This is a genomic window from Candidatus Protochlamydia sp. W-9 (assembly GCF_001950615.1).
Lineage (GTDB): Bacteria > Chlamydiota > Chlamydiia > Chlamydiales > Parachlamydiaceae > Protochlamydia > Protochlamydia amoebophila.
In genome coordinates this window covers 36,246-59,729 of record NZ_BCPZ01000046.1, presented here as the reverse complement: position 1 = coordinate 59,729, position 23,484 = coordinate 36,246, and the positions used below count along the sequence as shown (strand labels likewise).

General features: G+C 35.8%; 21 protein-coding genes and 1 other RNA gene. 12 read left to right on the top strand and 10 right to left on the bottom strand.

Going from position 1 to position 23,484, the window contains the following annotated elements; translation table 11 throughout:
• The first annotated feature begins 32 nt into the window (after positions 1-32).
• The 4 genes from BU804_RS01565 to ptsP are packed head-to-tail and all read left to right on the top strand — an operon-like array spanning position 33 to position 3,879.
• Entirely contained in the window at positions 33-839 is an 807-nt protein-coding gene (locus BU804_RS01565; protein ID WP_075882709.1) for an SMI1/KNR4 family protein, read from the top strand.
• A gap of 8 nt (positions 840-847) precedes the next feature.
• Complete coding sequence (gene hprK, locus BU804_RS01560; RefSeq protein ID WP_075882708.1) at positions 848-1,795, top strand: HPr(Ser) kinase/phosphatase; 948 nt, start codon at positions 848-850, stop codon at positions 1,793-1,795.
• 35 nt (positions 1,796-1,830) lie between these two features.
• Positions 1,831-2,097, top strand: coding sequence for an HPr family phosphocarrier protein (locus tag BU804_RS01555; RefSeq protein WP_011175025.1), 267 nt, complete (start codon positions 1,831-1,833; stop codon positions 2,095-2,097).
• A gap of 3 nt (positions 2,098-2,100) precedes the next feature.
• Entirely contained in the window at positions 2,101-3,879 is a 1,779-nt protein-coding gene (gene ptsP / locus BU804_RS01550) for a phosphoenolpyruvate--protein phosphotransferase (protein WP_011175026.1), read from the top strand.
• A 155-nt stretch (positions 3,880-4,034) separates the two neighbouring features.
• Here ptsP and BU804_RS01545 read toward each other — a convergent pair whose 3' ends face one another.
• The gene (locus tag BU804_RS01545) at positions 4,035-4,331 is read right to left on the bottom strand and encodes a YbaB/EbfC family nucleoid-associated protein (protein ID WP_011175027.1); all 297 of its coding nucleotides are present in this window, start codon (positions 4,329-4,331) and stop codon (positions 4,035-4,037) included.
• A gap of 452 nt (positions 4,332-4,783) precedes the next feature.
• Positions 4,784-6,349, bottom strand: coding sequence for a DNA polymerase III subunit gamma/tau (dnaX, locus tag BU804_RS01540; RefSeq protein ID WP_075882706.1), 1,566 nt, complete (start codon positions 6,347-6,349; stop codon positions 4,784-4,786).
• Positions 6,350-6,548: 199 nt separating this feature from the next.
• Here dnaX and BU804_RS01535 point away from each other — a divergent pair, with 199 nt between their 5' ends.
• The gene (locus tag BU804_RS01535) at positions 6,549-7,958 is read left to right on the top strand and encodes a DNA recombination protein RmuC (protein ID WP_075882705.1); all 1,410 of its coding nucleotides are present in this window, start codon (positions 6,549-6,551) and stop codon (positions 7,956-7,958) included.
• A gap of 173 nt (positions 7,959-8,131) precedes the next feature.
• Here BU804_RS01535 and BU804_RS01530 read toward each other — a convergent pair whose 3' ends face one another.
• From BU804_RS01530 to BU804_RS01515, 4 genes are all read right to left on the bottom strand, one after another.
• Positions 8,132-9,649, bottom strand: a complete 1,518-nt coding sequence (locus BU804_RS01530) for a YifB family Mg chelatase-like AAA ATPase (RefSeq protein WP_075882704.1) — start codon at positions 9,647-9,649, stop codon at positions 8,132-8,134.
• Positions 9,650-9,736: 87 nt separating this feature from the next.
• A complete protein-coding gene (locus BU804_RS01525; RefSeq protein ID WP_226996097.1) occupies positions 9,737-10,516 on the bottom strand; it encodes a DUF455 family protein in 780 nt (259 codons plus the stop codon).
• Positions 10,517-10,518: 2 nt separating this feature from the next.
• The gene (locus tag BU804_RS01520) at positions 10,519-11,814 is read right to left on the bottom strand and encodes an SH3 domain-containing protein (protein WP_143298908.1); all 1,296 of its coding nucleotides are present in this window, start codon (positions 11,812-11,814) and stop codon (positions 10,519-10,521) included.
• Positions 11,815-12,066: 252 nt separating this feature from the next.
• The gene (locus BU804_RS01515) at positions 12,067-12,768 is read right to left on the bottom strand and encodes a hypothetical protein (RefSeq protein WP_226996096.1); all 702 of its coding nucleotides are present in this window, start codon (positions 12,766-12,768) and stop codon (positions 12,067-12,069) included.
• A gap of 279 nt (positions 12,769-13,047) precedes the next feature.
• On the opposite strand from BU804_RS01515, the gene BU804_RS01510 reads away from it, so the two are divergent.
• The 4 genes from BU804_RS01510 to BU804_RS01495 all read left to right on the top strand — a co-directional run bounded on the left by BU804_RS01510 (position 13,048) and on the right by BU804_RS01495 (position 17,372).
• Complete coding sequence (locus BU804_RS01510) at positions 13,048-14,349, top strand: PhoH family protein (RefSeq protein WP_075882702.1); 1,302 nt, start codon at positions 13,048-13,050, stop codon at positions 14,347-14,349.
• A 183-nt stretch (positions 14,350-14,532) separates the two neighbouring features.
• A complete protein-coding gene (locus BU804_RS01505) occupies positions 14,533-15,828 on the top strand; it encodes an NTP/NDP exchange transporter (protein WP_075882701.1) in 1,296 nt (431 codons plus the stop codon).
• A gap of 149 nt (positions 15,829-15,977) precedes the next feature.
• A complete protein-coding gene (locus tag BU804_RS01500) occupies positions 15,978-16,478 on the top strand; it encodes a MepB family protein (protein WP_075882700.1) in 501 nt (166 codons plus the stop codon).
• A gap of 435 nt (positions 16,479-16,913) precedes the next feature.
• The gene (locus BU804_RS01495; protein ID WP_075882699.1) at positions 16,914-17,372 is read left to right on the top strand and encodes a nucleotide triphosphate diphosphatase NUDT15; all 459 of its coding nucleotides are present in this window, start codon (positions 16,914-16,916) and stop codon (positions 17,370-17,372) included.
• On the opposite strand, the gene BU804_RS01490 is transcribed toward BU804_RS01495, so the two are convergent.
• Genes BU804_RS01490 through BU804_RS01485 form a run of 3 tightly spaced genes read right to left on the bottom strand, consistent with a single transcriptional unit; the run spans position 17,367 to position 18,118 of the window.
• Positions 17,367-17,681, bottom strand: coding sequence for a GNAT family N-acetyltransferase (locus BU804_RS01490; protein ID WP_075882698.1), 315 nt, complete (start codon positions 17,679-17,681; stop codon positions 17,367-17,369). The two genes, BU804_RS01495 and BU804_RS01490, sit on opposite strands and share 6 nt — an antisense overlap.
• Positions 17,660-17,803 (bottom strand): hypothetical protein, encoded by a 144-nt coding sequence (locus tag BU804_RS14435; RefSeq protein WP_226996095.1) that lies wholly within the window; start codon positions 17,801-17,803, stop codon positions 17,660-17,662. The genes BU804_RS01490 and BU804_RS14435 overlap by 22 nt, the downstream gene beginning before the upstream one ends.
• Positions 17,804-17,809: 6 nt before the next feature.
• The gene (locus tag BU804_RS01485; protein WP_226996103.1) at positions 17,810-18,118 is read right to left on the bottom strand and encodes a nucleotidyl transferase AbiEii/AbiGii toxin family protein; all 309 of its coding nucleotides are present in this window, start codon (positions 18,116-18,118) and stop codon (positions 17,810-17,812) included.
• Positions 18,119-18,184: 66 nt separating this feature from the next.
• On the opposite strand from BU804_RS01485, the gene BU804_RS01480 reads away from it, so the two are divergent.
• On the top strand, positions 18,185-18,409 hold the full coding sequence (locus BU804_RS01480; RefSeq protein ID WP_075882697.1) for a hypothetical protein: 225 nt from the start codon (positions 18,185-18,187) through the stop codon (positions 18,407-18,409).
• A gap of 343 nt (positions 18,410-18,752) precedes the next feature.
• Positions 18,753-19,037, top strand: a complete 285-nt coding sequence (locus tag BU804_RS01475) for a MepB family protein (RefSeq protein WP_255371561.1) — start codon at positions 18,753-18,755, stop codon at positions 19,035-19,037.
• A gap of 310 nt (positions 19,038-19,347) precedes the next feature.
• On the opposite strand, the gene ssrA is transcribed toward BU804_RS01475, so the two are convergent.
• Positions 19,348-19,758: a transfer-messenger RNA gene (ssrA, locus tag BU804_RS01470) on the bottom strand.
• Between the two features lie 588 nt (positions 19,759-20,346).
• Here ssrA and ileS point away from each other — a divergent pair.
• Positions 20,347-23,463 (top strand): isoleucine--tRNA ligase, encoded by a 3,117-nt coding sequence (gene ileS / locus BU804_RS01465; protein WP_075882696.1) that lies wholly within the window; start codon positions 20,347-20,349, stop codon positions 23,461-23,463.
• Positions 23,464-23,484: the final 21 nt, after the last annotated feature.

Here is a 23,484-nt window from a genome sequence, read left to right as displayed (position 1 = left end):
TTATCTAAGAGATAATCAAGGATTATTTAATTATGGATCGACATGTTAAAGAGCATTATAGTTGTTACTCAGAAGAGTCACCTCAAGGACATTTTCATTGTGTCATTGAGTTAAATGAAAATCCTATGATTGATTGGCAAGAGGCATCTGAAATAGCTCCTAATTTGACTAGAGGCTGGTATGAATTGGCACAATTGCCTGTTCAAGATCGAATTGAATTTACAAAAGAATTTTGGTTAACAAAGCTGCCTTATCATCCTTCTTTAAACGAATTTTTAAATAAATTTTTTATTAGGGTTGATAATATTGGGATTTTTTTAACTCAGCAGAAGTATGAAGATTCATTTGAAGTCAGTTTTGTTTACAGTCTTATCAATGACGGAGGATTTTTTCATGGTGGCATACCTGCTAGTGAACAAGAAATTAATGCTTTGCAAAAAGTGTTTCCAAACTATATTCTTCCTTCTGATTTCTTGGCTTTTCTGCAAATACATAACGGATTTGCCAAGTTAACAGATACAGGAATCATCAAATCAATTGAAATGGCTAATGCGTATGAAGTTTTGCAAAAGCTATTAGAAAAAGAGAGTCCCATGACAACAACTAAAGGAGTTGTGGTCTATCCTCGTTCGATTATACCCTTTTACCAATCATTTGGGATGCCTTTTTTTCAATGTTTTTGGGGAGAATGGTATCCAGATCATGAAATGGGTAATGTTTATTATTCGAATTCGGCAAAAACTATTTTAGATTGTGCGAAGCTGGATGATTGCGCAGAAACAATGGCTTTTGCAACGTTTACTGAGTGGTTAATGTTCTACCTTGAAAAAATCGACTAATTTGGCTCATGTATTTAGTTAAAAAATTATATGAAGAACACGCAAAAAAACTTGGACTTGAGTTGACTGCGGGTAAAAATGGGATAAATAGACGCATTAAAGTTCCAGAGGCTCAAAGACCTGGATTGAGCTTAAGCGGATATCTTAAGTATTATGCTGAAAAGCGAATTCTTATTTTCGGTAAAGTAGAGATCGAGTATATCCGAGATTTAGATTCTCAAATTCGCATAGAACGTCTGGAAGCAATTGTTAAGCAAAATACTCCGGCGGTGATAGTGAGTAGGCGTTATCGTCCCCCGAAAGAGCTGCGTGCTATTTGTGAAAAATTAAATATTCCTCTTTTTCGTACAAATTTATCTACCATGAATTTGATGAGCCAATTAACACTACTTTTAACAGAAGAATTTGCTCCTAGTGTTAGTTGTCACGGATCTCTTGTTGAGGTATTTGGAGTGGGTGTTTTAATTCAAGGGGATTCTTCTGTAGGTAAAAGCGAGGCTGCTCTTGGTTTAATTGAAAGAGGGCATCGCCTTATTTCAGATGATATCGTGAAAGTAAAAAAGAAAGAAGGGACATATTTAGAAGGTTCTGGAGTTGCTTTAACGCGCCATCATATGGAAATTAGAGGAATTGGGATTATTAATGTTGCTAATCTTTATGGAGCAGTTTGCGTAAGAGATCAAAAAAGTATTGATATTGTTGTCCGATTAGAGGCATGGCATGATGAACATTTTTATGATCGGATTGGTTTAGACGAAAAATTTACAAAAATTCTAGATGTAAAACTTCCGTATTTAACTTTACCTGTTAAGCCAGGACGAGATGTTGTTTTATTACTAGAAACCATGGCTTTAAATCATCGATTGAAAAATATGGGTTATAACTCGGCTCAAGAATTTACGACAAAAGTATTAGAATTAACGACATCTAAAGTCAGAAACAAAATTTTACCTTAAGGATGCAACTACATTCTAAAAACCAAGGAAAAATTGTGAAACTCGTTTGTAAAGTACAAGTAAAAAATCGCATGGGTCTTCATACGCGACCAGCAACCACGATTGTTAAATTATTGCAAAATTGTAAGAGTGATGTTTATTTTACACACAAACAAGAAACAATTAATGCGAAGAGTATTTTGAGTATTCTCATGTTAGCTGCTAGAAAAAATTCTAAAATTACAATAGCAGTGGAAGGGGAAGATGCAAATGACACCATGGATAAACTGATTGAGGCGTTTGAGTCTCAATTCGGAGAGTAAGTAATGCAGCTCAAGGCTGAAGAGATTATTTTAAAAGGCTCTCCCATCTGCCGTGGCATTGCAATTGGTCAAACATATTTTCTCGATCGTGATGAATTTACTGTTTGTGAAAAGCAGATTGATTCTTCCGATTCTGAAAAAGAGGTTGAACGTTATCGTCACGCCCTTTTTAGAAGTAGGCAAGATATCAAGCGATTACAAACACAACTTGAATCGGAATCAGCACAAGAAGCTATTCTTATCTTGGAGGCTCAGCTAGAGATTCTGCAAGATCCTTTATTGACAACTGAAATGGAATTGAATATTCGACAGGCTAATCAAAATGCTGAGTTTGTTTTTCAGCAATCTTTAGTTAAGCTTCAAACTCGCTTTGAATCATTAAAAGATCCCTTTTTTGCAGAAAGATTTAAAGATTTACAAGATGTCTCACAAAGAGTCTTTAGCTATCTTTACGAAAGTGGAAGTTTGTCTTTAAAAGATGTTCCTTACAATTCAATCGTTTGTGGAGTGGAATTAACAGCTTCGGATACTGCGGAAGCTAAAGTTTACCATGTGGGAGCATTTTTAACGGAAAGTGGAGGAGCAACTTCTCATGCTGCGATTGTTGCTAAAGCAAAAGGAATTCCTTTTATTTCCAATATTAATCTTCACCTAATTAGAGAAAATGACAATCAAACGATTATTGTTGACGGGCGAACGGGTCAAGTGATCCTTAACCCAACGGATGAGACTCTTCATCGTTACGAAACGTTGAAGAGAAAAATGCATACGCAAATTACCGCATTTGAAAACGATGTGCATTGGCCGGCTGAGACTTGTGATGGATATACTGTTAGGTTATATGGAAATTTAGATGATAGTCATCAAGTTGATTTGCTTAAGCAATTAGGTGGCCAAGGGATAGGCCTTTTTCGGTCTGAATATATTTTTCTTCCTCAAAAAGAAATCCCAGGCGAAGAAGAGCAATTCAACATTTATTCGCAAATTGTGAAAAAAATGGATGGCTTGCCTGTCGTCATTCGAACATTTGATTTAGGGGGAGATAAGGCAACCTTTCACGTTCCTTCAACAACTCAAAAAAATCCTTTTCTTGGTTCAAGGGCAACACGGTATTTTTTAAGGGAACAGAAGTTATTGAAAAGTCAATTAAGAGCTATTGTCAGAGCAAGTATTTATGGGCAGGTTCGTATTTTGTTTCCCATGATTGCGACAGTTGCCGAACTAAGAGAAGCAAAAAAAATTCTGCAAGAAGTTTGTCAAGAACTGCACTTTGACCAACATATTCCGATGGGTTGCATGATCGAGGTTCCCTCGGCAGCTATGGTGGTGGATCATTTTGTTAAAGAATGTGATTTTCTTTCGATTGGGACGAATGATTTAGTTCAATATGCCTTAGCAATTGATCGGAAAGATCACTTGTTAAATGATTTTTATGAACCAACTGACCCGAGCATTATACGCTTAATCAAGTTAGTTATTTCTGAAGGAAATAAAGCTCATGTCCCTGTTTCCGTATGTGGAGAAATTGCCTCTGATCCTCGTTTTATTCCTTTATTACTAGGACTTGGAGTTCAAGAATTATCTGTAGCTCCACGCTATTTACCTGTTATCAAAAATGTTATTCGTAGTACGTATATTGTTGATGCTGTTCAATTAGCGGACTTAGCTTTACATCTGACCACTGCACAAGAAGTTTTAAACTTGTTAATCCAGGAATATCAAAAAAGTGTTCCTCATGATTTATTTTATAATGTATCTTATCCTCCTCAAACCTATATTTAAACTTCGGATACAAAGTAATTTTGTTTGGAAATTAAGAAAACATTACCTGTAAAATGTTTTCTCCTCTAGCATGGAATTAGGCTGGAAGTTAAAGCATACTTGCAGGTAAAAATTTTATTTTGCTTTTTTAAAATCCGAAAGTGTTAATAAAAATTTTAAGCCAAGAATCCTGGGAATCCGGGAATGGGAGGGCTTTGTTCTTTTAATCGTTTATGAGCATCGGCATGAGCTGCACGAATTAACATCTCTAATCCTTCTAAATCTTCTACGTCAACACATTCAGGTTTGATTTTAACTTGTTTCATTTCTCCATCGCCAGTCAAGGTGATTGTCACTAAACCACTTCCTGCGACACCTACCACTTCAAGATTTTGTAATTCATTTTGAACCAAACTCATTTGCTGTTGTATTAGTCGAGCTTCTTTCTTTTTTTTAGAAAAACCAGTTCCCATTCTTTCTCCTTTAAATATACGTCGTTTAGATTTTCTTTTTTTTGATAATTTATCTTACTAATTCACCATTCGAATGAAAGTTTTTTGCTATTAGAGGAAGCAACTCTTTTACCAGATAAAAACTCTAAATCCAAGCTTTGAGATACTAAGCTATTTTCTTTTAAAAGAGTGAACTCACAGCTTTAGAAAAAATCAAAAAATCAGCCAGTGAATTTAGAAAAAACACTAGTGAATATAGTAGCTCGTGTATTAACTACTTGTTGCTGCTCCTTTTGAAATCATTAGATCTACTTTTTTAATTCCCAGAAGAATTCATAAAAAATAAAATAAATGAAGTTTTAGTCAAGATAAAACAAAAGTCAGTATAAAACTTGTACAAGGTAGCAAGAGATAATATTTAGTTCCTAACGTAGTTCTTAAAGTTTTTTCTCTCCATAGACTATATTTTATTTTTAAGCTTTTCTTTGTAATTTTCCTTCTAGCTCAATGGCTGCAAATTGAAAAAGAGTGTCATATTGGTGAATAGGAGTTGGATTATCTCCATTTAATTTAGCGACTAGTGAGGGGGAATCTTTGTTGGGAAATTTTTGAGTAGATCGCCCTAAATCGGACTGTGTAGGTGTTGGATCTTCGCTGACAAAGTGATCAAATAAAGAACGATTATTTGTTGAAGGGGAAAGTAACGGGGTAGCAGTTGAAGAATCCAAACTCTTTTCAATAGGAGAGGTCAAATTTTGCGAGGGTTTGTTGTTTGTCAGTGGTACAGGAGGTGTTAAAGGTGGATTTTTTACTTCCGTAGAAAGTGAAGATTGAGGAGTTAATTTCGGTAAGGGGGGAGAGACTGAAGAATTTACAAGAGAGGCTTCTCCTAACATTTGCTCCAGCTCTCCTAGACGTTGAACTAATACTTCGATTGGTAGTCGAAAATGACTACGTATGACATGAAGTAAAATAGCTTCTAATGCAATTTTTCCTGAATGTGTGAAACGAATTTGTTGGGAAGATTCAATTAAATAATCGATTAAATCTAAGCATTGTTCTTGGGTATAAAGATGAGCCGCTCTCTCATAAAATTCTTTTTCTTTAGGAGAAATAGTTAGGAGTGGAGAAGTTATGCCTGCTAACTGAATCAACAAAATATGACGGAAGTGATCAATTAAACCTTCAATAAAGTGATTTAAATCTTTTCCTTCAGCAAAAATACGGTAAGCAATTTCAAAAGCCTTTACGAAATTGCCTTCCTTACCCGCTAAATCTAATTCAAAATAAGCTTCTCGAGGCATTAGCCCTAAAATGGACTGGACAGTTGCTGCATTAATTTTCCCTTCAGAAAAGGCCACAATTTGATCAAATAAAGATTCGGCATCTCTCAATCCCCCTTCTGCTTTGTATGCAAGTAATTGCAGTGCTTCTTCTTCAACATCGATTCCAAGTTGGTCGGCAATCAATTTTAATTTAATCATGATCTGAGAAAAAGGAATACGGCTTAAGTTAAACCGTTGGCAGCGAGATAAAATCGTAGGTAAGACCTTGTGAGCTTCTGTTGTTGCAAAGATGAATTTGACTTTGGGGGGAGGTTCTTCCAACGTCTTAAGAAGGGCATTAAAAGCCTCTTTAGTTAGCATATGTACTTCATCAATGATATAGACTTTATATTGACCGGAGGTTGCTGCGTAACCTACAGTTTCATTAATTTGTCTAATATCTTCAATTCCTCGATGGGAAGCACCATCAATTTCTAGCACATCTAAGGAAGAGCCAGAAGTGATTTCCCGGCAAGAAGTGCATTGATTACAAGGTTCAAAATCTTCTGTAGAATTTTGACAATTAATCGCTTTTGCAAAAATGCGTGCTAATGTTGTTTTTCCTGTCCCTCGAGATCCACAAAAAAGATAAGCTTGGGCAAGTCTTTTAAATTTGATCGCATTTTTAAGAGTTGTTACAACAGCCTCTTGTCCAAATACTTCTTTGAACGTTTGTGGTCGGAACTTTCTGGCAATAACTTGATATTCAGACATGATTTACATTAAATTTAGTTAATGTCATTGATTTTAATGTGCTGGTTGAATTTATGCAAATATAGAATAGCAGCTCATGGTAAAAAATACATTTTAAAGTTCGATATTCCTTGGTGAATCATTTCTGAGATCTACAACAAGTTACGATTTATTTGATAAAACTGATACACTATAAAAAAAATTGACCGGATTAAAGAATATGATAGAAATACGAGATTTAGGAATACTTTTTGGCTGTTTATGCGGTTGCCTTCTTTTTATTCTTTTTAAGTTATGGAATTTTTCAAAAATCAAACAAAAAATTTTACTAGAAAAGGAAATAATTCAAGCAGATTGGATGAAGGAGTGTGAAAGAAGGGCGATTGCAGAGGAGAAAAATACACGATTACCCATTCTCGAAGAGCAATTGAGACAGGAGCGTATTGAAATTCAAAGATGGATCAATGAAAATTCTTTCCTAAAGACTCAAATTGCTGAAAAAGACACTGCTTTAAAAAAGCAAGTTGAATATGAAAAAGAAAAATTATTAATGCATCAACAGACTCAGGAACAGTTAACAGAGTCTTTCAAAGCTTTATCCGCAGATGCTTTAAAAAATAATATCCAATCTTTCCTTGATATTGCAACGGTCAAGTTTGAAAAACTGCAAGAAGGAGCAAAACATGACTTACAACTTAGACAAAAAGCTATTGATGATTTAGTCAAACCTATCCAAAGTTGTTTACAGACTGTTGATTTAAAAATGTCAGAGCTAGAAAAAGCACGTTTAGTGGCTTATGCGAGTATGAGCGAACAAGTTCATACATTAGCGAAATCTCAAATACAATTACAAGTTGAAACTTCGAATTTAGTAAAGGCTTTAAGAGCTCCACATGTACGTGGAAGATGGGGAGAGATTCAACTTAAAAGAGTTGTTGAAATGGCGGGTATGATTGAACACTGTGACTTTGTTCAGCAAGAAACTGTTTTTTCCGAAGAAAAGCGATTTCGGCCTGATTTAATTATTAAGCTTCCTAATGCGAAGCAAATTGTTGTAGATTCTAAAGCTCCACTTTATGCTTATCTTGAGTCCTTAGAAGAAAAAGAAGAGGCGCAAAGACTTACAAAGTTAAAAGACCATGCAAGGCAAGTTCGTACGCATATCACACAATTAGCCACTAAATCTTATTGGGACCAATTTCAACAAGCTCCCGAGTTTGTTGTTTTATTTCTCCCAGGCGAAACATTTTTCAGCGCAGCACTCGAGCAAGATCCAGAATTAATTGAATGGGGAGTCGAACAAAAAGTGATTTTAGCAACACCCACCACGTTAATTGCTCTTTTACGCTCTGTTGCTTATGGCTGGCGTCAAGAATTAATTGCTGAAAATGCGCAGCAAATCAGTGAACTTGGAAAGACTTTGCATGATCGTGTCCGCATCCTTGTGGAGCATTTTGATGAAATACGACGAGGGCTTGAGCGTGCTGTGGATGCTTATAATAAAACTGTAGGATCGTTAGAAAGTCGTGTGTTACCATCCGCTAGAAAATTTAAAGAACTAGGAGCATCCAGTGGAGAAGATATTCTTTTTTTAGAAACGATCGACTCCACAATAAGAAAATGTCATTAAACTGACTAGAATGCCTATTGTAATACTTAATGGGTAAATGTTTAAATTTAGAGTGCCAAAAAAAGCAAAATAAATGTCTATAAATGCAATTAATTTTATTTAATTTTTATTATTTAAATAATGTAGACTAAATTGTTTGATTTATTTTTAAATTTGAATTTTTTTAAGATGAATTAATTAGACGTTTTAAAATTAATGGCTTCCAAAAGGTGCGTATCCTCGATTTGAGAGGAAAAGGCTAGATCTGCAATGGTTCGAGCTAAACGAATAATTCTTTCACAGGATCTGGCTGATAATCCAAAATTTTCAATTGCAGATTTTAAAAGAACTGTACTTGTTGAAGTTAATAAACAGTACTTATTTAATTCTGCGGTACTTAAAGAAGAATTTGTTCTTCCTTGGCCTAAACGTTCTGATTGAGACTCTCTTGCTTTTATTACTCGTGAACGTATTGTGCAAGAAGTTTCATGTGTTGTTGTTTCTAAAAGATCTTGGTATTTGACGGGTGGAACGATGATATGCATATCAATTCTGTCTTTAAGAGGGCCTGAAATTTTGCTTTGATACTTTTCAATTTGTGCAATGGAGTCTTTGCAAGGTTTATCTGGATGTCCTAAATAACCACATGGACAAGGATTCATGGCTGCCACGCACATAAAGCTTGTAGGAAAAGTAAATTTTCCACTTGCACGACTTATCGTTACTTTTTTATCTTCTAAAGGTTGCCTTAATACCTCGAGAACAGTGCGTGAAAATTCAGGAAGTTCATCTAGAAATAAAATTCCTTGGTGAGCTAAAGAAACTTCTCCAGGTCGTGGATAGGTCCCACCTCCTATTAAACCAGCATAGCTGATGGTATGGTGTGGGGAACGAAATGGGCGCTCTGTAATGACATGTTGGCCCTCTTTAAGTAAACCTGAAATAGAATGAATCCGAGTCACTTCTAAAGATTCTTCCCATGTCAAATCAGGCATAATTCCAATTAAGGCTTTTGCCATCATTGTTTTTCCACATCCTGGTGGACCAGACAGCAAAATATTATGTCCTCCTGACGCCGCAATTTCTAAAGCTCTTTTGACGTGTGCTTGTCCTTTGATATCTTTAAAATCAACAGAGAGAATGGGACGAGACAGTTGAAAAGGATTGGAAAAAGCAACGGGCCTATAAGAGCTTGGATCTTGAAGAAAATGAACCGCTTCTTTCAAATTTTCAATAGAATAAATAGCTATCCCTTTTACGGCAGCAGCCTCTGGGGCGTTGGCTGCTGGTAATAAAATTCCTTTTTTTCCTAATTCTCTAGCTAACATGGCAATGGCTAAGGCACCCGTGATCGGGCGTAATTGTCCACTTAATCCAAGTTCTCCTACAATTAAATAATCCCTGTGTGTATCGCGATTTTTTACAAGTCCTAATGAATTGATGAGGCCAATCGCAATAGGAAGGTCATAGATAGCCCCTTCTTTTTTTAAATTACCGGGAGCTAAATTGACAGTGCAATAAATTGATCCGATTTCAAATCCCGAATTTTTAATTGCTGTCAACACGCGATCTTTAGATTCACGAACCGCTGTATCAGGAAGCCCAACAATGACTAAATTGAGTTTTTCGGCTTTGACGACATCCACCTCAACTTCTACAGGAATGGCTTCTAAGCCATGTAAAGATAAACATTGAATACGGGATAAAGACATATTTCCTTAAAAAATAAAATAAATCTTATCTGATCAAGGAATTATTATTAAGTTTATTTTTTTAATTAATTGTCGATAATGTTTGGCCTACATGGCTTGAAATTTTTGAATCCAATCTTGGGGAATACCGGCTTTTTGCCGATTTTCAGAGTGTAAAACAAAACCTTTCGCTCGTTTTGGATTCAATAATGTTGTTGCAAGAGTTTTTTCCCACGCATCCCACTCATTATCGTCTTTGTTTTTGAGTCGACGTAACCAATGCCAGCCAAATCCAACATGTGAGATTTCATCTTTTAAAATGGTAGCCATTAATTGAGCGGATAGGTCATCTCCAAAATGAGCAAATGATTTGCCATACATAGGAGCAAAATCCAAATTTGCCATTTCAAATGTTAAGCTCATGAGACTAATATAGTGGAGAGGAGAATGAATGTAAGGAATATGATTCCAAAAATGTTTATAAAGAGGAAGATCTCCAAATTGAATTCCCATCTGACTCATTCGTGTCATATAAAGCCGAACATGCCCCTGTTCTTCTCGAAGTGTATTCATTAACCCTTTACGAAAATTTTTGGGGGCATCAGGAAAAGCAAGAAGGGTAAAAGCCATGATTTCCACAGCTAATAGTTCATGTCCCGCAAAGCGATGTAAACAAATGGCTCGTTTATCAGGGTCATGATGATCATGAAATGGGGGAAGTTTTTCTTCTTTCGTCCGTTTTGTAAAAGACATACCAGGAGGGCGAACAGGTTCGCTCCAAATGAAAGGCAAGCCTGGTTCACAATCCGTTAGAACGGAAGGATGAGCCAGTTTGCCTTCTAAAGTGTCTGCGGCTAAAATTGAATGAGCCCATTCACGCAATTCCATGTTTACTCAAGAGATAAAACATAGTACGCAGGGAAAGCATAATGATTATTGGGTCTTGGGGCAACGCGAATAGATACTTCGTGACCAATGAAATCTTGTAAATTTACTTGTGTACTATAAAGAAAAGCAATCGGTAATTTACTTGCAGAATTAATTAACATATAATCACCAGGTTTATTTTTAACAGGCCGATTATAGGCATCTACAATTCCTTTTAAAATAAATGAATGTTGCTTCTGCTCTTCATAAAAAGCTTGTGGATTTTCACTTCCAGAATGTTTTACCCAATCATTAAATAAGGCTTCTTCAATTGGTAACCAAATAACCATGTTCATAGGAAGCTGAGATGTTTTTCGAACGGGATTTGCTTGTGATATACTAGAGTTAGAAAGTTTTTCACTTCCTCCTTTCTGCTCAAGGCTTGCTAGTTTAGTTTTATGAGCATTTAATTCTTCTGTTAATTGTTTGTTTTTAGCTTCTAGAATATGAGAAGAATAACCATTTTGGGCTTCTAAATAAGCTAATTTTTTTGTAATGAACGCTTCTTGTAATTTAGCTAAAAGTTCTTTAGCTTTTGCGACTGCATCTGGAAAATCAGTATAATTATTAATAATTGCTTGATAATTTGATTTAATTCTTTCTACATTAAATTGATCAAATGGCTTTGCCATTTCAAGGCGACTTAAAGTTTCTGTATTGGCTAATAAGCGATAAACGTCTTCTTTTCGTTTCTCTTGGCGAGCCATTAAACCAGCATCTCCAATTTTTTCAACATATTCTTTAGCAATATAAAATTGTGCTGTTTGTGGAATAGTAATCTCAAGCCATTTATTATTAGTAGAGCTAATAACACCTTCCACTTTATCACCTGAATTAAGCTGGGCGATAACAGGAGACTCTAGATCTGGCTGTAATCTTACATTAACCCGGGACCCTTCCACAATATTATCCAAGATGTAGGTTCTAAACACAAATCCTTTGATATCTTTAGGGGGTTGGGCAGTATAAAAATCTTCCGTCTCTCCATTAATAACGAGTAGATCATTTTGATTGTATTCACGTAGAACGTAGCCATCGTAAGTGGGATGTAGGCGTAATCTCACTTTATTTTTAGTGATTTTACCAGTGAATGGCTCAAATGGAGCTATTTTTTTTTCAGCTTTTTCTAAAGACGGAGAAAAATTTTGGGTATGTTGAATGTTGACTTCCGCTTGATTTTCATCGGCTAATAAAGATGGGCTAAGCGGAATCAATAAAGATAAAAAGCTTAATATGGAGGGAGCTGGTTTCCTCATCATATAGATCCTCACAATAAAACATGTTAAAAATGATAACTGATAAAGGATTCTAAAGTTTTGAAAGATTTAAGCAAAGCATTTAGAAAGGGATGTGTGCTATAGCCTGCTTATTAGATAAATTCATGTAGATATTTTTTTATTTTTTTGAGAGGGGATTAGAATAGAGGTGAAGGTATTAAAAATAGGGGGAATAAATTTCTATTATAAAAATCAAAAGAAATCTATTCCCTTAAGCTAATCAATTTTAAAAAACTAACTTTTTAAAACCGCTAAAATATGTTCGCATCCTTGATTTCCACATGTGCAGCCCACTGGGCTTCCTAAATAAACATTGTATTTTTCATGTTCATTAAGTTTGCTACAAACTGAAAATAGCTGATTTCCTACTTCCGAGATCGTCCATTCTTGAAACTGTAATTCTTCTTCATAAACAACTTCGCATTCTTCACTAGAGGTGAGTGGTTCAGGATTTAATGTCTTAGCAATTTGACAATGAAAACAATTACAGTTAGGCTCTGCTCTCGGAAATGAAATTTCTTCCGATGTTCCTATAATTTTCGCAATTGCACCGATTTTATCCAGCATTTCGGCTGGTAGGTTAGGAGCATCAAATTGTTCAGGGTTGTGCTGCATAGCGGTCGATAAACCGTCCATCGATCCAAAAGCTAATCGAACGGAAGAATCTCCCATTTGATTCATCAATCCTTTTAATGTATTTTCTGCGATTGGATTGTCGGGCTTATAAATTAATTCCTCTTTATCAAAATAGGCGGCATGGTGTTTAAAAATTTGTTCTACAAATTCATTTGATAAACCAGGAATGTTAATTACGTCTCCATCTGTCAAACTAACAACTAGTATCCCTCCCTTCATATGAAGGGTAGAAATACGAGACCAACAGGTGGATAGGTAAGGGGCAATGCTTAGAATTTTATCAGTGATTTTAATTTGCATGATGAGCAACCTCCTCTAATCCAGATTAATATCATGTAATAAAAAGTTTTTTTTAGTTTAAAATTTAAATCATTAAATTTTTATCACAATATATGGGGTTTTTAATCCCTTTGATATTTTTACTTATCATACACAAAATCAGAATATTTGACAATAAGTTAGCAGTTGAAGTGTTTGAGTGCTTAAAATTTAACTAGGGTTAATAAATATTAAATTTTTTTCTTGTCTCAGATCAAAGAGCTGAATATGATGCACTTTTAATTTTTAGGAGTAAAAAAAATGAGATATAAGACTTTTGTAATTGATACAAACGTATTTTTAATTGATCCTGCTGCTTTAATGAAATTTCCTCGACATGATGTTGTCATCCCAGTTGCGGTTCTTGAAGAGTTAGACAAATTAAAGCGGATGCCAAACGAATTAGGGAAGAATGCTCGGGAAACGATTCGTTTCTTAGACTCGTTAAAAAAAGTTGGGACCGGTAATTTGCAATCAGGTGTTAAGCTTGATAACGGAGCCACCGTTAAAATTCAGTTAGAAGTTAAAACAGACTACAAATATAACTTTGAACTGAGTATTAATGACAATCGTATTTTGATGGCAGCTTATCTTTTATTAGAGCGAGGAGAAAAAGTTGTTTTTGTTTCTAAAGATTTTGCAGCACGGGTAAAGGCCGAAGCTTTAGGAATTGAAGCGGAAGATTATGAAAATTTCAAATATTCTTATGAAGCAGTTTATCGCGGTATTCATCGTATTGATAATATGCCAAAACATGAAATCGATACGTTTTATAAAGATGGTAAACTAACCGTTCCAAACCTAAAAGCACATTTCAATGAATATTTTGTGATGACATCCGCTGAAAATTCTTCAGCAATAGGAAAGTATGACCCTTCTCATCTAAGGTTAGAAGCTCTTTTAAAGACAAATCAATTGTGGGGTATTAAACCTCGTAACGTTGAACAACGGTGTGCAATTGATTTACTACTAAGAGATGATATTAAATTAGTCACCCTCATGGGTCCTGCTGGAACGGGGAAAACTATTTTAGCTTTAGCATGTGGACTTCGAAAAGTTTTTGATGAGGGTGTTTATTCACGTATACTTGTAACGCGTCCAATAGTTCCTTTAGGCCGAGATATTGGTTACCTTCCGGGTACAAAAGAAGAAAAACTTTTCCACTGGATGCAACCGATCTATGATAACTTAGAATATTTATGTGCGTCTACAGGGGGAGAGTCTAGTGAAACTCTTAAATGGGTTTTAGATAGTAAAAAAATTGAAATGGAAGCTGTCACATACATTCGAGGTAGGACATTACCAAAAATGTATATGATTATTGATGAAGCTCAAAATCTTACTCCACATGAAATCAAGACAATTATTTCTCGGGCTGGAGAAGGAACTAAAGTTGTTTTAGCTGGGGATCCAACTCAAATTGACAATCCTTATTTAGACAAGGATTCTAATGGTTTGACCTTTACAGTTGGTAAGTTCTTAGATCAAAAAATTTACGGTCATATTTTCTTAGATATAACCGAACGTTCTGAATTGGCTGCCATTGCTGCGGATGTGATGTGATAAGAAAGCTTTTTAATAAATTCTTTTTTTACTGGGAAACCCACCCCGATTTTAGAAAATATTCTAGGGAAAATTGGAAGCTTTTTGTAAATCAGGAAAATAAATAGTAAGTATGATTTTAAAAAAGTAGGCAATTTTGTTAAAGCTGCCTTATAAAATATCAGTTTTGAGTAGGAACAGCGAATGAGTAAAACAAACCAGGTAAGAATTCAAGCTGAGGAATGGTATGCAGTTTTTCTCTCGTTTATTTATTATTTTTGTGTTTTGGCGGCATATTACGTCATCCGCCCTATCAGAGATCAAATGGCTGTAGAGGTAGGATCAACTGAATTACCCGTTTTCTTTACTGCTACTTTTCTAGCGACACTTGTGTTAACCCCACTATTTGGTTGGCTTGTTTCGTGTTGGCCACGCCGTGTGATCATGCCCTTGATTTACCTATTTTTTATTGCCCTTCAGATGGTATTCATCTTGTTATTTCTGAACAAAAATCTACTTTCCCCTAAAGTTTTAGGAATTTTTTTTTACGTTTGGGTTAGTATATTTAATTTATTCGTGGTGTCAGTATTTTGGAGTTTTATGACTGATATCTGGAGTGATCCACAGGCACGTCGCCTGTTTCCTATTATCGGTTTAGGCGGGACTTTAGGTGCTGTAATGGGACCTATAATCACGCGAAGTTTGGTAGAGTTCATAGGATTAGCTCTGCTATTAGCAGTATCAGCCGCATTTCTTGCTATTGCTGTTATATGTATAATGCTTTTAGGTAAATGGGCACATGATCATGGTGCTCATCGAAATGAATTGGGTAGCGAATCAGCAATAGGTGGAGGAATGCTAGATGGATTAAAACAAATTTTTTCAAATCCATTTATAGCTTCTATGTCATTGATGATGCTTTTAAATGATGCGATCGGTACCATTGCTTATGTTTTAATTACAGATTATTCTGGTACTACATTTCCGAATGATGTGATTGCACAAACGCGTTTTGCAGCCAATATGGATTTATTTGCAAATATTATTCAGATTTTTGTTCAGTTGATTTTAACGCGTTGGCTATTAGTTCGATATGGAGCGAATGTTGTATTTATCGTTTGGACAGTGACTATCGTATTTTTCTGCCTGACAATGACGTTAGTAAACGACCCTTATGTGCCAGTATTAGGAACGTTACCTTGGTTAGCCATGGTGAGTATTGTTGATCGTTCTCTTTCTTTTGGAATGATTCAGCCAGCGAGGGAAAGTCTTTACACACTTGTTTCTCGTAATTTGCGTTATAAAGGGAAAAACGTCGTTGATACAATGGTATGGAGGGCCGGTGATGTTGTCTCAATGACATCAGTGAATGGATTTCGGGCTTTAGGCATTAATGTAGCTGGATTTGGCATCATTTGGGCTTTGCTTGCTGCCTCGTCTGGATTGATAGGCTGGCGTTTAGCTAACCGAATCGAAAAAAGCGCTTTTATAAAAAAATAAATTAACGCTTACTCTACTCACAATAAATTGAAGACAATAGAAATTCAAATATGGCTTGTAGGATGGCTGTCTAAAATCTCCCATAACTTCTCTGTTAACTTAAGTTAACATAATACATAATACATGCCGATTTAATTTAAGAAAGAGCGATGCATCCAACTTTATTACTGACTGAGCAACTTGTTTATGAACCTATGGGATGGAAGATTGAAAATCTACAGCTTGAACGAGAAAGTGTAGATTATGGAGCAGCAAATTTTGAAATTAATCAGCGTCGCATTAAATTTCGCGTAGGAAAAATTACACCCACAAAAACAGGACAGTTTGTCACTTTTTGGAAGCGTAGCATTAAAGGGTTAATTTTACCTTATGCTTTTGACGATCCTTTTGATCTATTTGTCGTCAATGTGTGTACAGCAAATCGATTCGGACAATTTGTTTTTCCTAAATCTATTCTTTATGAAAAAGCAATTATATCCAAAAATGAAGGAGAGGGGAAACGAGCTATACGAGTTTATCCATCGTGGGATCAGGCTAATAATTTGCAGGCAAAGAAAACGCAAGCTTGGCAGCTTCTACACTTTTTTGAAATTAATAAAAATCTAAAAATTAATTTTGCCTATATTCAAAGCTTATTTGAACTGAGGTAGAGTGCTTTGATTAGCACCCTGTTGGAAAAGTTTAGGGGACTTTTAAAAGGAAGTTTTCACTTCTAAGCGGTATTTTTAACGATAAAAAGCCCTTTAAAGCGCTATCTTTGGATCATCGCTCCTTGATAAACCAAATAGGCTTATCCAGCGGTCGCACTGACAAAAATTTAGCAGCTTGAAGGGCCTTTTATATTCTATTTGGAGGTGGAGAAAATTGAACTCTATGTCAACCAACTAAACAGAAATAACTAAAGTAAACAAGAATGAGATTATCAATAACTTATGATCGAATCAAATCGTCTGGTTTAAGCTTCTTTGGATCTATTTTTTGCAGTCTAGTGCGTAAAATTTGCGTAAATCCAAGAGCTTTCACTCTCAAAATCCTATTGAAATAACTATCATTTTTATGCACAATGATCTCTTTTGGAGAAAGGAATGGGAACAATTCAGGATACATTAAAACCAAGAGTCGGTGTAGGAATTGTTGTAGTAAAAGATGGAAAAGTACTCTTAGGTAAGAGAAAAGGTGCTCACGGCTCTGGAGAGTGGTCTTTTGCTGGTGGTCATCTTGAATTTGGAGAAGACGTCAAAGAATGTGCTTTGAGAGAGTTATGTGAAGAAACGGGGTTGAAAGCCCTTTCTGTACAGATGGGTCCTTGGGTCAATGACATTATTGAAGAAAATAAGCATTATATCACCCTTTTTGTGTTTGTCAACGAGTTTGAGGGGTCTCCTCAGCTTTTAGAACCAGGTAAATGCGAAGGATGGGAGTGGTTTGATTGGCATTCACTTCCTTCTCCTCTTTTTACTCCTATCCTTTCATTAATTAAAAAAATAAGCATTGAAAAATTGAGCATTACACATTCTTTCAATGAAGTAATAAGGATGTTATGAAATCGAAAATAGCAATTTAACTTGCGGGAAGCATAAAAAAAGAGCACGAAAAATCAGATGAGTCTTATTGGACTGATAAAGATATGTCTTTCCTAAAAGAGAGTTTTTAGCTCTTATGAAAATTTCATTCATTAGAGCTGACCCAACTCCTTTGCCAATCCATTCAGGGTGACAGTAAAAGTAATCAATATGGCCGTCGGGTTCGAATTCTGCAAAGCCAACAACTTTGTCTTCTATAACTGCAACAATAGGATTAGTTCTTAAAAACTTCTTTTTCCAGCCTTCTTCTAGGCTTGATTCAGGAGCCACACATCGACTTGTTCTTGCGTGTAATGTTTAATATTAATGCAATGGATTTTGTGAAAATAGATATTCGCGAGAGCTTGCGTATCTTCCACATGGTAGTTTCTTATTGATATCTCTGGTGCCATAATGCCTTATTTCTTAACGTTGTTAAATTCTTTTTCAAAATTTCTAATTGCTTTTAGGATTAGACCCCATTCTGGAGTTTCTCTAAAAAACATGGACTTCATCAGTGCATAATCTTTCTCAAGTTCTTTTAAGATTTGAGTGGGGGGAAAGAGCTTTAAGGTTTCCTTCCTAGCTGTTCCGTAATTTGCCCAACTTGATGCAAAGTAAATACTTTTGTGGATGGCAACTCTTTCAAGCAAAGGGGTCTCAATAAGAGCCTTCTCCTTGATTTCCGAATTTAGTAAACGGAAAAAATCATAATAATGCCTCGAGATTCGTGACGGAAGCTTCTTATCTTTTTGTGAAAAATGCTGTCTAACTGAATTAAAAAAAGCGTAATTTTGAAACGAGAAATATGTTACTACCGAAAGCCATATAATGAGGATGAATTAAGATGGCTACAGTATGTAGAGCTAAAATTTGGGGAAGCTAAAGAAGTCAGTATTCAAATTCAGCGGTTGAATCCAAAAAGAGTGCAGCGAGAAGTTCATCGAGAAATGGAAAAAATAAAGGAAACGCCAAAGCCTTCAACTTTAGCGCAAGGACTACATGCGAGAAGAGATTGAGAAGAAAAAGAAAGAGAAAAAAGCATAAGCAGCGCCGAAAAGCAGGCTCTCGTAAAGATGAGCAATTTTCCTTCAAACAAGAAAAACATCGTGGTCATTGAACTAAAAGGTAAACTTCCCTCGAAGATGGTCCACCCAGATTTGCTATTAGCCGAAAAGCTTTATCTATAAGCCATCTGGAATTGTCTTTTAGAATTCGAAAACAGAGGATAAAAGTGCAGACTATAGAGCTTCTAAATTCACCATAAATAATCAATCTATAAAATTTCGCATGGGAAAGATCACTTCGACATAAGTTGGACAATTTGTCACTTTTTGGAAACGCATAGATAGGGGACCAATTTTGCCTTATGACTTTAACAATTCTTTTGACTTCCTTGTAGTCAGCGTGCGTGCTGAAAATCATCTTGGCCAATTTGTTTTTCCAAAAACTGTGCTCTGCGAAAAAGGGGTTGTATCTTGCAATAAAAAGGAAGGTAAGAAAGCTATACGAGTCTATTCTCCTTGGGATAAAATTGATAATTCTCAAGCTAAGGAAACGCAGATTTGGCAACTACAATATTTTATTAAATTTTCTGAACATAATTTTGATTTCTCACGCATGAGATATTTATTTGATATTGTTTAGCGCTTAGCAAATCATTTTCTTTGTCCTAATTTTAGGGTTTTCTTTACCAAAATGTCCCATTTCTTCTGTCTTTGTGACGATGAGTTCGGAATGTGACATTATTTCCTCTGTAAGTTACAGATGTCACAAGTGTCACGGAAATATAGCCGGAAAAGTAGAAAAACAAAATAGTTTTACGTTGGTTTCATTCAATCTAGTGCGTAAAGAGTGCGTAATCGAGCTTTACGTATTTAAAATTTTCGACAAGATTTCTGTGATATAAGTCATTAAAAATAAAAGGCTTTACTCGTAAAAGTAAAGCCTTTTATTTAATTGGAGGTGGAGAGAATTGAACTCTCGTCCTTGGCAAATTACGAATTGACCACTACATGCTTATCGTTCTGTGAAATCCCTAACTTCTATGCAGAACGCAACAATCGAAGTTAGTTTGCTTCATTTAATCTTGAAAACTTTTCCCTAGAAGCGGCGAGAAAAAGGATTCATACCAAGAAAATGACGATAGATTCTAAAACCCTCGGTCCAGTTTCAGACTATCGGGCTACCAAGACTGTTAGGTCTTACGCAGCAGCGGCAGCGAGAAGAGCCTCTTCTTGGGCTCTAGCTTCTGCAAAAATATTGCTATTGTTAGCATTTATTGTTTTACCGGTTTTTTTAGGAGGCCAACCGATATCCTCCGCATGCAATCAATTTTTCACTTCCTAGTCGAAACCGTAACACCCCCGTAGTTAATATTCTTATTATAACAAAATTGAAATGTTTTGAGAAGCATTTATTTTAGTCGGCATAAACTTCAAAAAAAGTTCTTACATTTTTTATATAGAGCTTTTTACCTTGGGTAAATTCATTTATTTGATAGGGTAATCCTCAATAATATCCCCTTGATTTTCCATTCAGAAGGATAACTTTATAATTTCATCCTATTCAGATTGAGAATTTACAACCATTTATAGGGCTATTTTTGAAGCTTTGTTTTTTATATTTAATTAAACTAATATTCCTAATTTTACCCAAAAGTTTAATGACTTAAAGCATTTAAACGATTAAAGTTTTAGCGATAGAAACAAAGAGCGGAGAAATTAAGCAAATTCTCATCTTGAACCTGTGTTTATTTCCCAATTTAGTTTAGGCGAAAAGTAAGAAAGTTCTTTTATTGTTAGATGCTTTAAACGGATTCGGTTTTTTATCCCCTAAAATACTAAAAAATATTAAGATGTTTAAAGATATTTTTATCGGAAGCACGAAATTTGCTAATTCGACAAATATTATGAACCCAGAAATTGCTGATAAAAAGAAATTATAAGAGTTATTTATGTTCGAAGAAGTTTTGCAAGAGTCGTTTGACGAAAGGGAAAAAAAGGTCTTAAAATTTTGGCAAGAGGGCCAGCTATTCGAAAGATCTGTCGAAAATAGAAAGGGTCAGCCTTTGTTTACTTTTTATGATGGGCCTCCTTTTGCCACGGGACTTCCTCATTATGGACATATTTTAGCAGGGACAATCAAAGATGTCGTCTTGCGTTATAAAACGATGAAAGGCTTTTGCGCTCCCAGGCGTTTTGGGTGGGATTGTCATGGGCTTCCAGTTGAGAATGAAATTGAGAAAACGTTTGGACTTTCAGGAGCCAAGTCGATTGAAGAATTTGGGATTGCTAAATTCAATGAAGAATGTCGAAACATTGTCTTACGTTATACAGAGGAGTGGAAATTCACTGTTAATCGCATGGGACGTTGGGTTGATTTTAATCAAACTTATCGGACAATGGATCTTCCTTTCATGGAATCTGTATGGTGGGTATTTAAACAACTATACGATAAAGGCCTTGTTTACGAAGGGTTAAAAGTGATGCCTTTCTCAGCAAAGCTGGGCACACCTCTGTCCAATTTTGAAGCTTCGGAAAACTATAAAGAGGTGGATGATCCTTCTTTAACTGTGGCATTTCAATCAAGAGATAATTCTAATACCTATTTTCTTGCTTGGACAACGACTCCTTGGACATTAGTTTCTAATTTAGCTTTAATGGTGAGCCCCATGATCGAATACGCAGAAGTGCAAGATCATGTTTCTAAGCGAAACTACATTTTAGCAACAGAGCGACTCAAGGGATATTATAAAGACTCTGGAGAATACACAATCGTTCGTAAATTTCCTGGCAGTGAACTTGAAGGACAACACTATATACCTTTATTTGACTATTTTAATGATAGGGCTCATTCGGGAGCTTTTAAGATTATTTTGGAAGATTCTATTTCTGTTGAAGAAGGCACAGGAATTGTTCAAACCGCTCCAGCCTTTGGAGAAGTAGACTTTTATGCTTGTCAAAAAGCCGGAATTGATCCTGTTTGCCCTGTCGATAACAACGGACAGTTTACAGATGAAATACCAGAATATAAGGGAATATTTGTTAAAGAGGCAGATAAAGACATTATCAAGCGTTTAAAGCAACAAGCAAAAGTGATTCATCAAGGAACTTGCCATCACCGCTATCCTTTTTGTCCTCGTTCGGATACCCCATTAATTTATAAAACTGTTCGAACTTGGTTTGTGGCCGTTGAAAAAATTAAGGATCGTTTGCTTGCAGCTAATAGCCAAATTCATTGGACACCAGAACATATTCAGTATGGCCGTTTTGGTAAATGGTTAGAAGGAGCACGTGATTGGGCAATTAGCCGCAATCGTTATTGGGGAACACCTATCCCTCTTTGGCGTGCTCAAGACGGTGAAATCCATGTTGTGGGAAGTATGGAAGAACTCAAACAATTGACAGGAAACCCATTGACCGATTTACATCGCCATTTTATCGATGAGATGTCTTTTGAAAAAAATGGAAAGACTTTTAAGCGAATCCCAGAAGTTTTTGACTGTTGGTTTGAATCAGGTTCCATGCCTTATGCTCAGAATCACTATCCTTTTGAAAATCGAGAGTTATTTGAGCAAAATTTTCCTGCCGATTTTATTGCGGAAGGTTTAGATCAAACGCGTGGATGGTTTTATACTTTAACGGTTTTGTCAGCCGCATTATTTGATCAACCTGCTATGAAAAATGTCATTGTGAATGGACTAATTTTAGCAGAAAATGGGGCTAAGATGTCCAAGCGGCTAAAAAATTATCCAGATCCGGCAGAAGTAATTCAGCAATATGGAGCTGATGCTATTCGACTTTACATGTTACATAGCCCTGCTGTTAAAGCGGATGATCTTTCATTTTCAAAAAGCGGAGTTGAACTAGTACTTCGCCAAATTCTCTTACCACTTTGGAATGCTTATACATTCTTTCTAACTTATGCAAGAATTTACAATTGGAAGCCAGGTAAGTTAGTTCGAAAGCCTGAACTGGCAATTGATCAATGGATTATTTCGCTCCTTAACAAACTTGTGCATGAAGTTGAACAAGGGATGGATGATTATGATTTATCTCGCTCGGTTGAACCCTTTGTGAATTTTGTCGATCAGTTAACAAATTGGTATATCCGACGCTCTCGCCGCCGTTTTTGGGACGATAAAGAAAGTCCGAACCGTACGCAAGCTTTTGAAACGTTATACTATGTTTTGATTGAGTTGACCAAAATTTCCGCCCCCTACGTTCCATTTATCAGTGAAGCTATTTATCAAAATTTGCGTTCTCATGACATGCCAGAATCTGTTCATTTATGTGATTTCCCTCACTATCAACAATCGAGTCGCCATGAAAAGTTGGAAGCTGAAATGGAAGCTGTTCAAGTTACAGTTAGCTTGGGTCATGCACTTCGCAAAGAACATAAATTAAAAGTTCGCCAGCCGTTAGCGGCAGCACAATTAGCATCTGCTGATCCGAAAGTTTTAGACTTTTTAAAAGAGCAACAACATCTTATCAGCGAAGAACTGAATGTGAAAGAGATTACTTTCAGTTCCAATGAAAAAGATTTTGTCAGTTTGAAAGCTAAACCAAACTTTCGAGTACTTGGCAAAAAAGTTGGAAAATTAATGAAACTTGCACAATTAACGATTGAACAATTTGGGCAAAAAGAGCTCACTGAACTTCTTAATCATCGATCTGTTGAAATTGTCCTCGAAGGGCACCTAGTCTTATTGACATCAGAAGATGTCCAAGTAGAAAGAATTGTGCGAGAAGGAATTATTGCGGCAAATCAAGGAACTATCACGATAGCGTTGAATACAAATTTGAATAAAGAGCTCCTTTTAGAAGGATTAGCGCGAGAAATTGTGAATAAGGTCAATACGATGCGTCGAGAAGCTAATTTTGCTGTCACGGATCGCATTCAACTTTATATGCAAACAACCACACGAGTAATAGAATGCTTTGATCAGTATAAAAGTTATATCTGTCAAGAAGTGTTAGCGACTGATGTTCAATTTGGCTCCTATGAAGGGACTGATTGGGATCTTAATGGAGAACCCACAAAAATAATAATTAAAAAATCTGAATATTAATTTAACAAATTGGTTGCCTTA

What these genes read in the sequence shown, in the direction of transcription:
- BU804_RS01565 (WP_075882709.1), top strand. Translation starts at nt 33, where the DNA reads ATGGATCGACATGTTAAAGAGCATTATAGTTGTTACTCAGAAGAGTCA.
- hprK (WP_075882708.1), top strand. Translation starts at nt 848, where the DNA reads ATGTATTTAGTTAAAAAATTATATGAAGAACACGCAAAAAAACTTGGA.
- ptsP (WP_011175026.1), top strand. Translation starts at nt 2,101, where the DNA reads ATGCAGCTCAAGGCTGAAGAGATTATTTTAAAAGGCTCTCCCATCTGC.
- BU804_RS01545 (WP_011175027.1), bottom strand. Translation starts at nt 4,331, where the DNA reads ATGGGAACTGGTTTTTCTAAAAAAAAGAAAGAAGCTCGACTAATACAA.
- dnaX (WP_075882706.1), bottom strand. Translation starts at nt 6,349, where the DNA reads ATGTCTGAATATCAAGTTATTGCCAGAAAGTTCCGACCACAAACGTTC.
- BU804_RS01535 (WP_075882705.1), top strand. Translation starts at nt 6,549, where the DNA reads ATGATAGAAATACGAGATTTAGGAATACTTTTTGGCTGTTTATGCGGT.
- BU804_RS01530 (WP_075882704.1), bottom strand. Translation starts at nt 9,649, where the DNA reads ATGTCTTTATCCCGTATTCAATGTTTATCTTTACATGGCTTAGAAGCC.
- BU804_RS01525 (WP_226996097.1), bottom strand. Translation starts at nt 10,516, where the DNA reads ATGGAATTGCGTGAATGGGCTCATTCAATTTTAGCCGCAGACACTTTA.
- BU804_RS01520 (WP_143298908.1), bottom strand. Translation starts at nt 11,814, where the DNA reads ATGATGAGGAAACCAGCTCCCTCCATATTAAGCTTTTTATCTTTATTG.
- BU804_RS01515 (WP_226996096.1), bottom strand. Translation starts at nt 12,768, where the DNA reads ATGCAAATTAAAATCACTGATAAAATTCTAAGCATTGCCCCTTACCTA.
- BU804_RS01510 (WP_075882702.1), top strand. Translation starts at nt 13,048, where the DNA reads ATGAGATATAAGACTTTTGTAATTGATACAAACGTATTTTTAATTGAT.
- BU804_RS01505 (WP_075882701.1), top strand. Translation starts at nt 14,533, where the DNA reads ATGAGTAAAACAAACCAGGTAAGAATTCAAGCTGAGGAATGGTATGCA.
- BU804_RS01500 (WP_075882700.1), top strand. Translation starts at nt 15,978, where the DNA reads ATGCATCCAACTTTATTACTGACTGAGCAACTTGTTTATGAACCTATG.
- BU804_RS01495 (WP_075882699.1), top strand. Translation starts at nt 16,914, where the DNA reads ATGGGAACAATTCAGGATACATTAAAACCAAGAGTCGGTGTAGGAATT.
- BU804_RS14435 (WP_226996095.1), bottom strand. Translation starts at nt 17,803, where the DNA reads ATGGCACCAGAGATATCAATAAGAAACTACCATGTGGAAGATACGCAA.
- ileS (WP_075882696.1), top strand. Translation starts at nt 20,347, where the DNA reads ATGTTCGAAGAAGTTTTGCAAGAGTCGTTTGACGAAAGGGAAAAAAAG.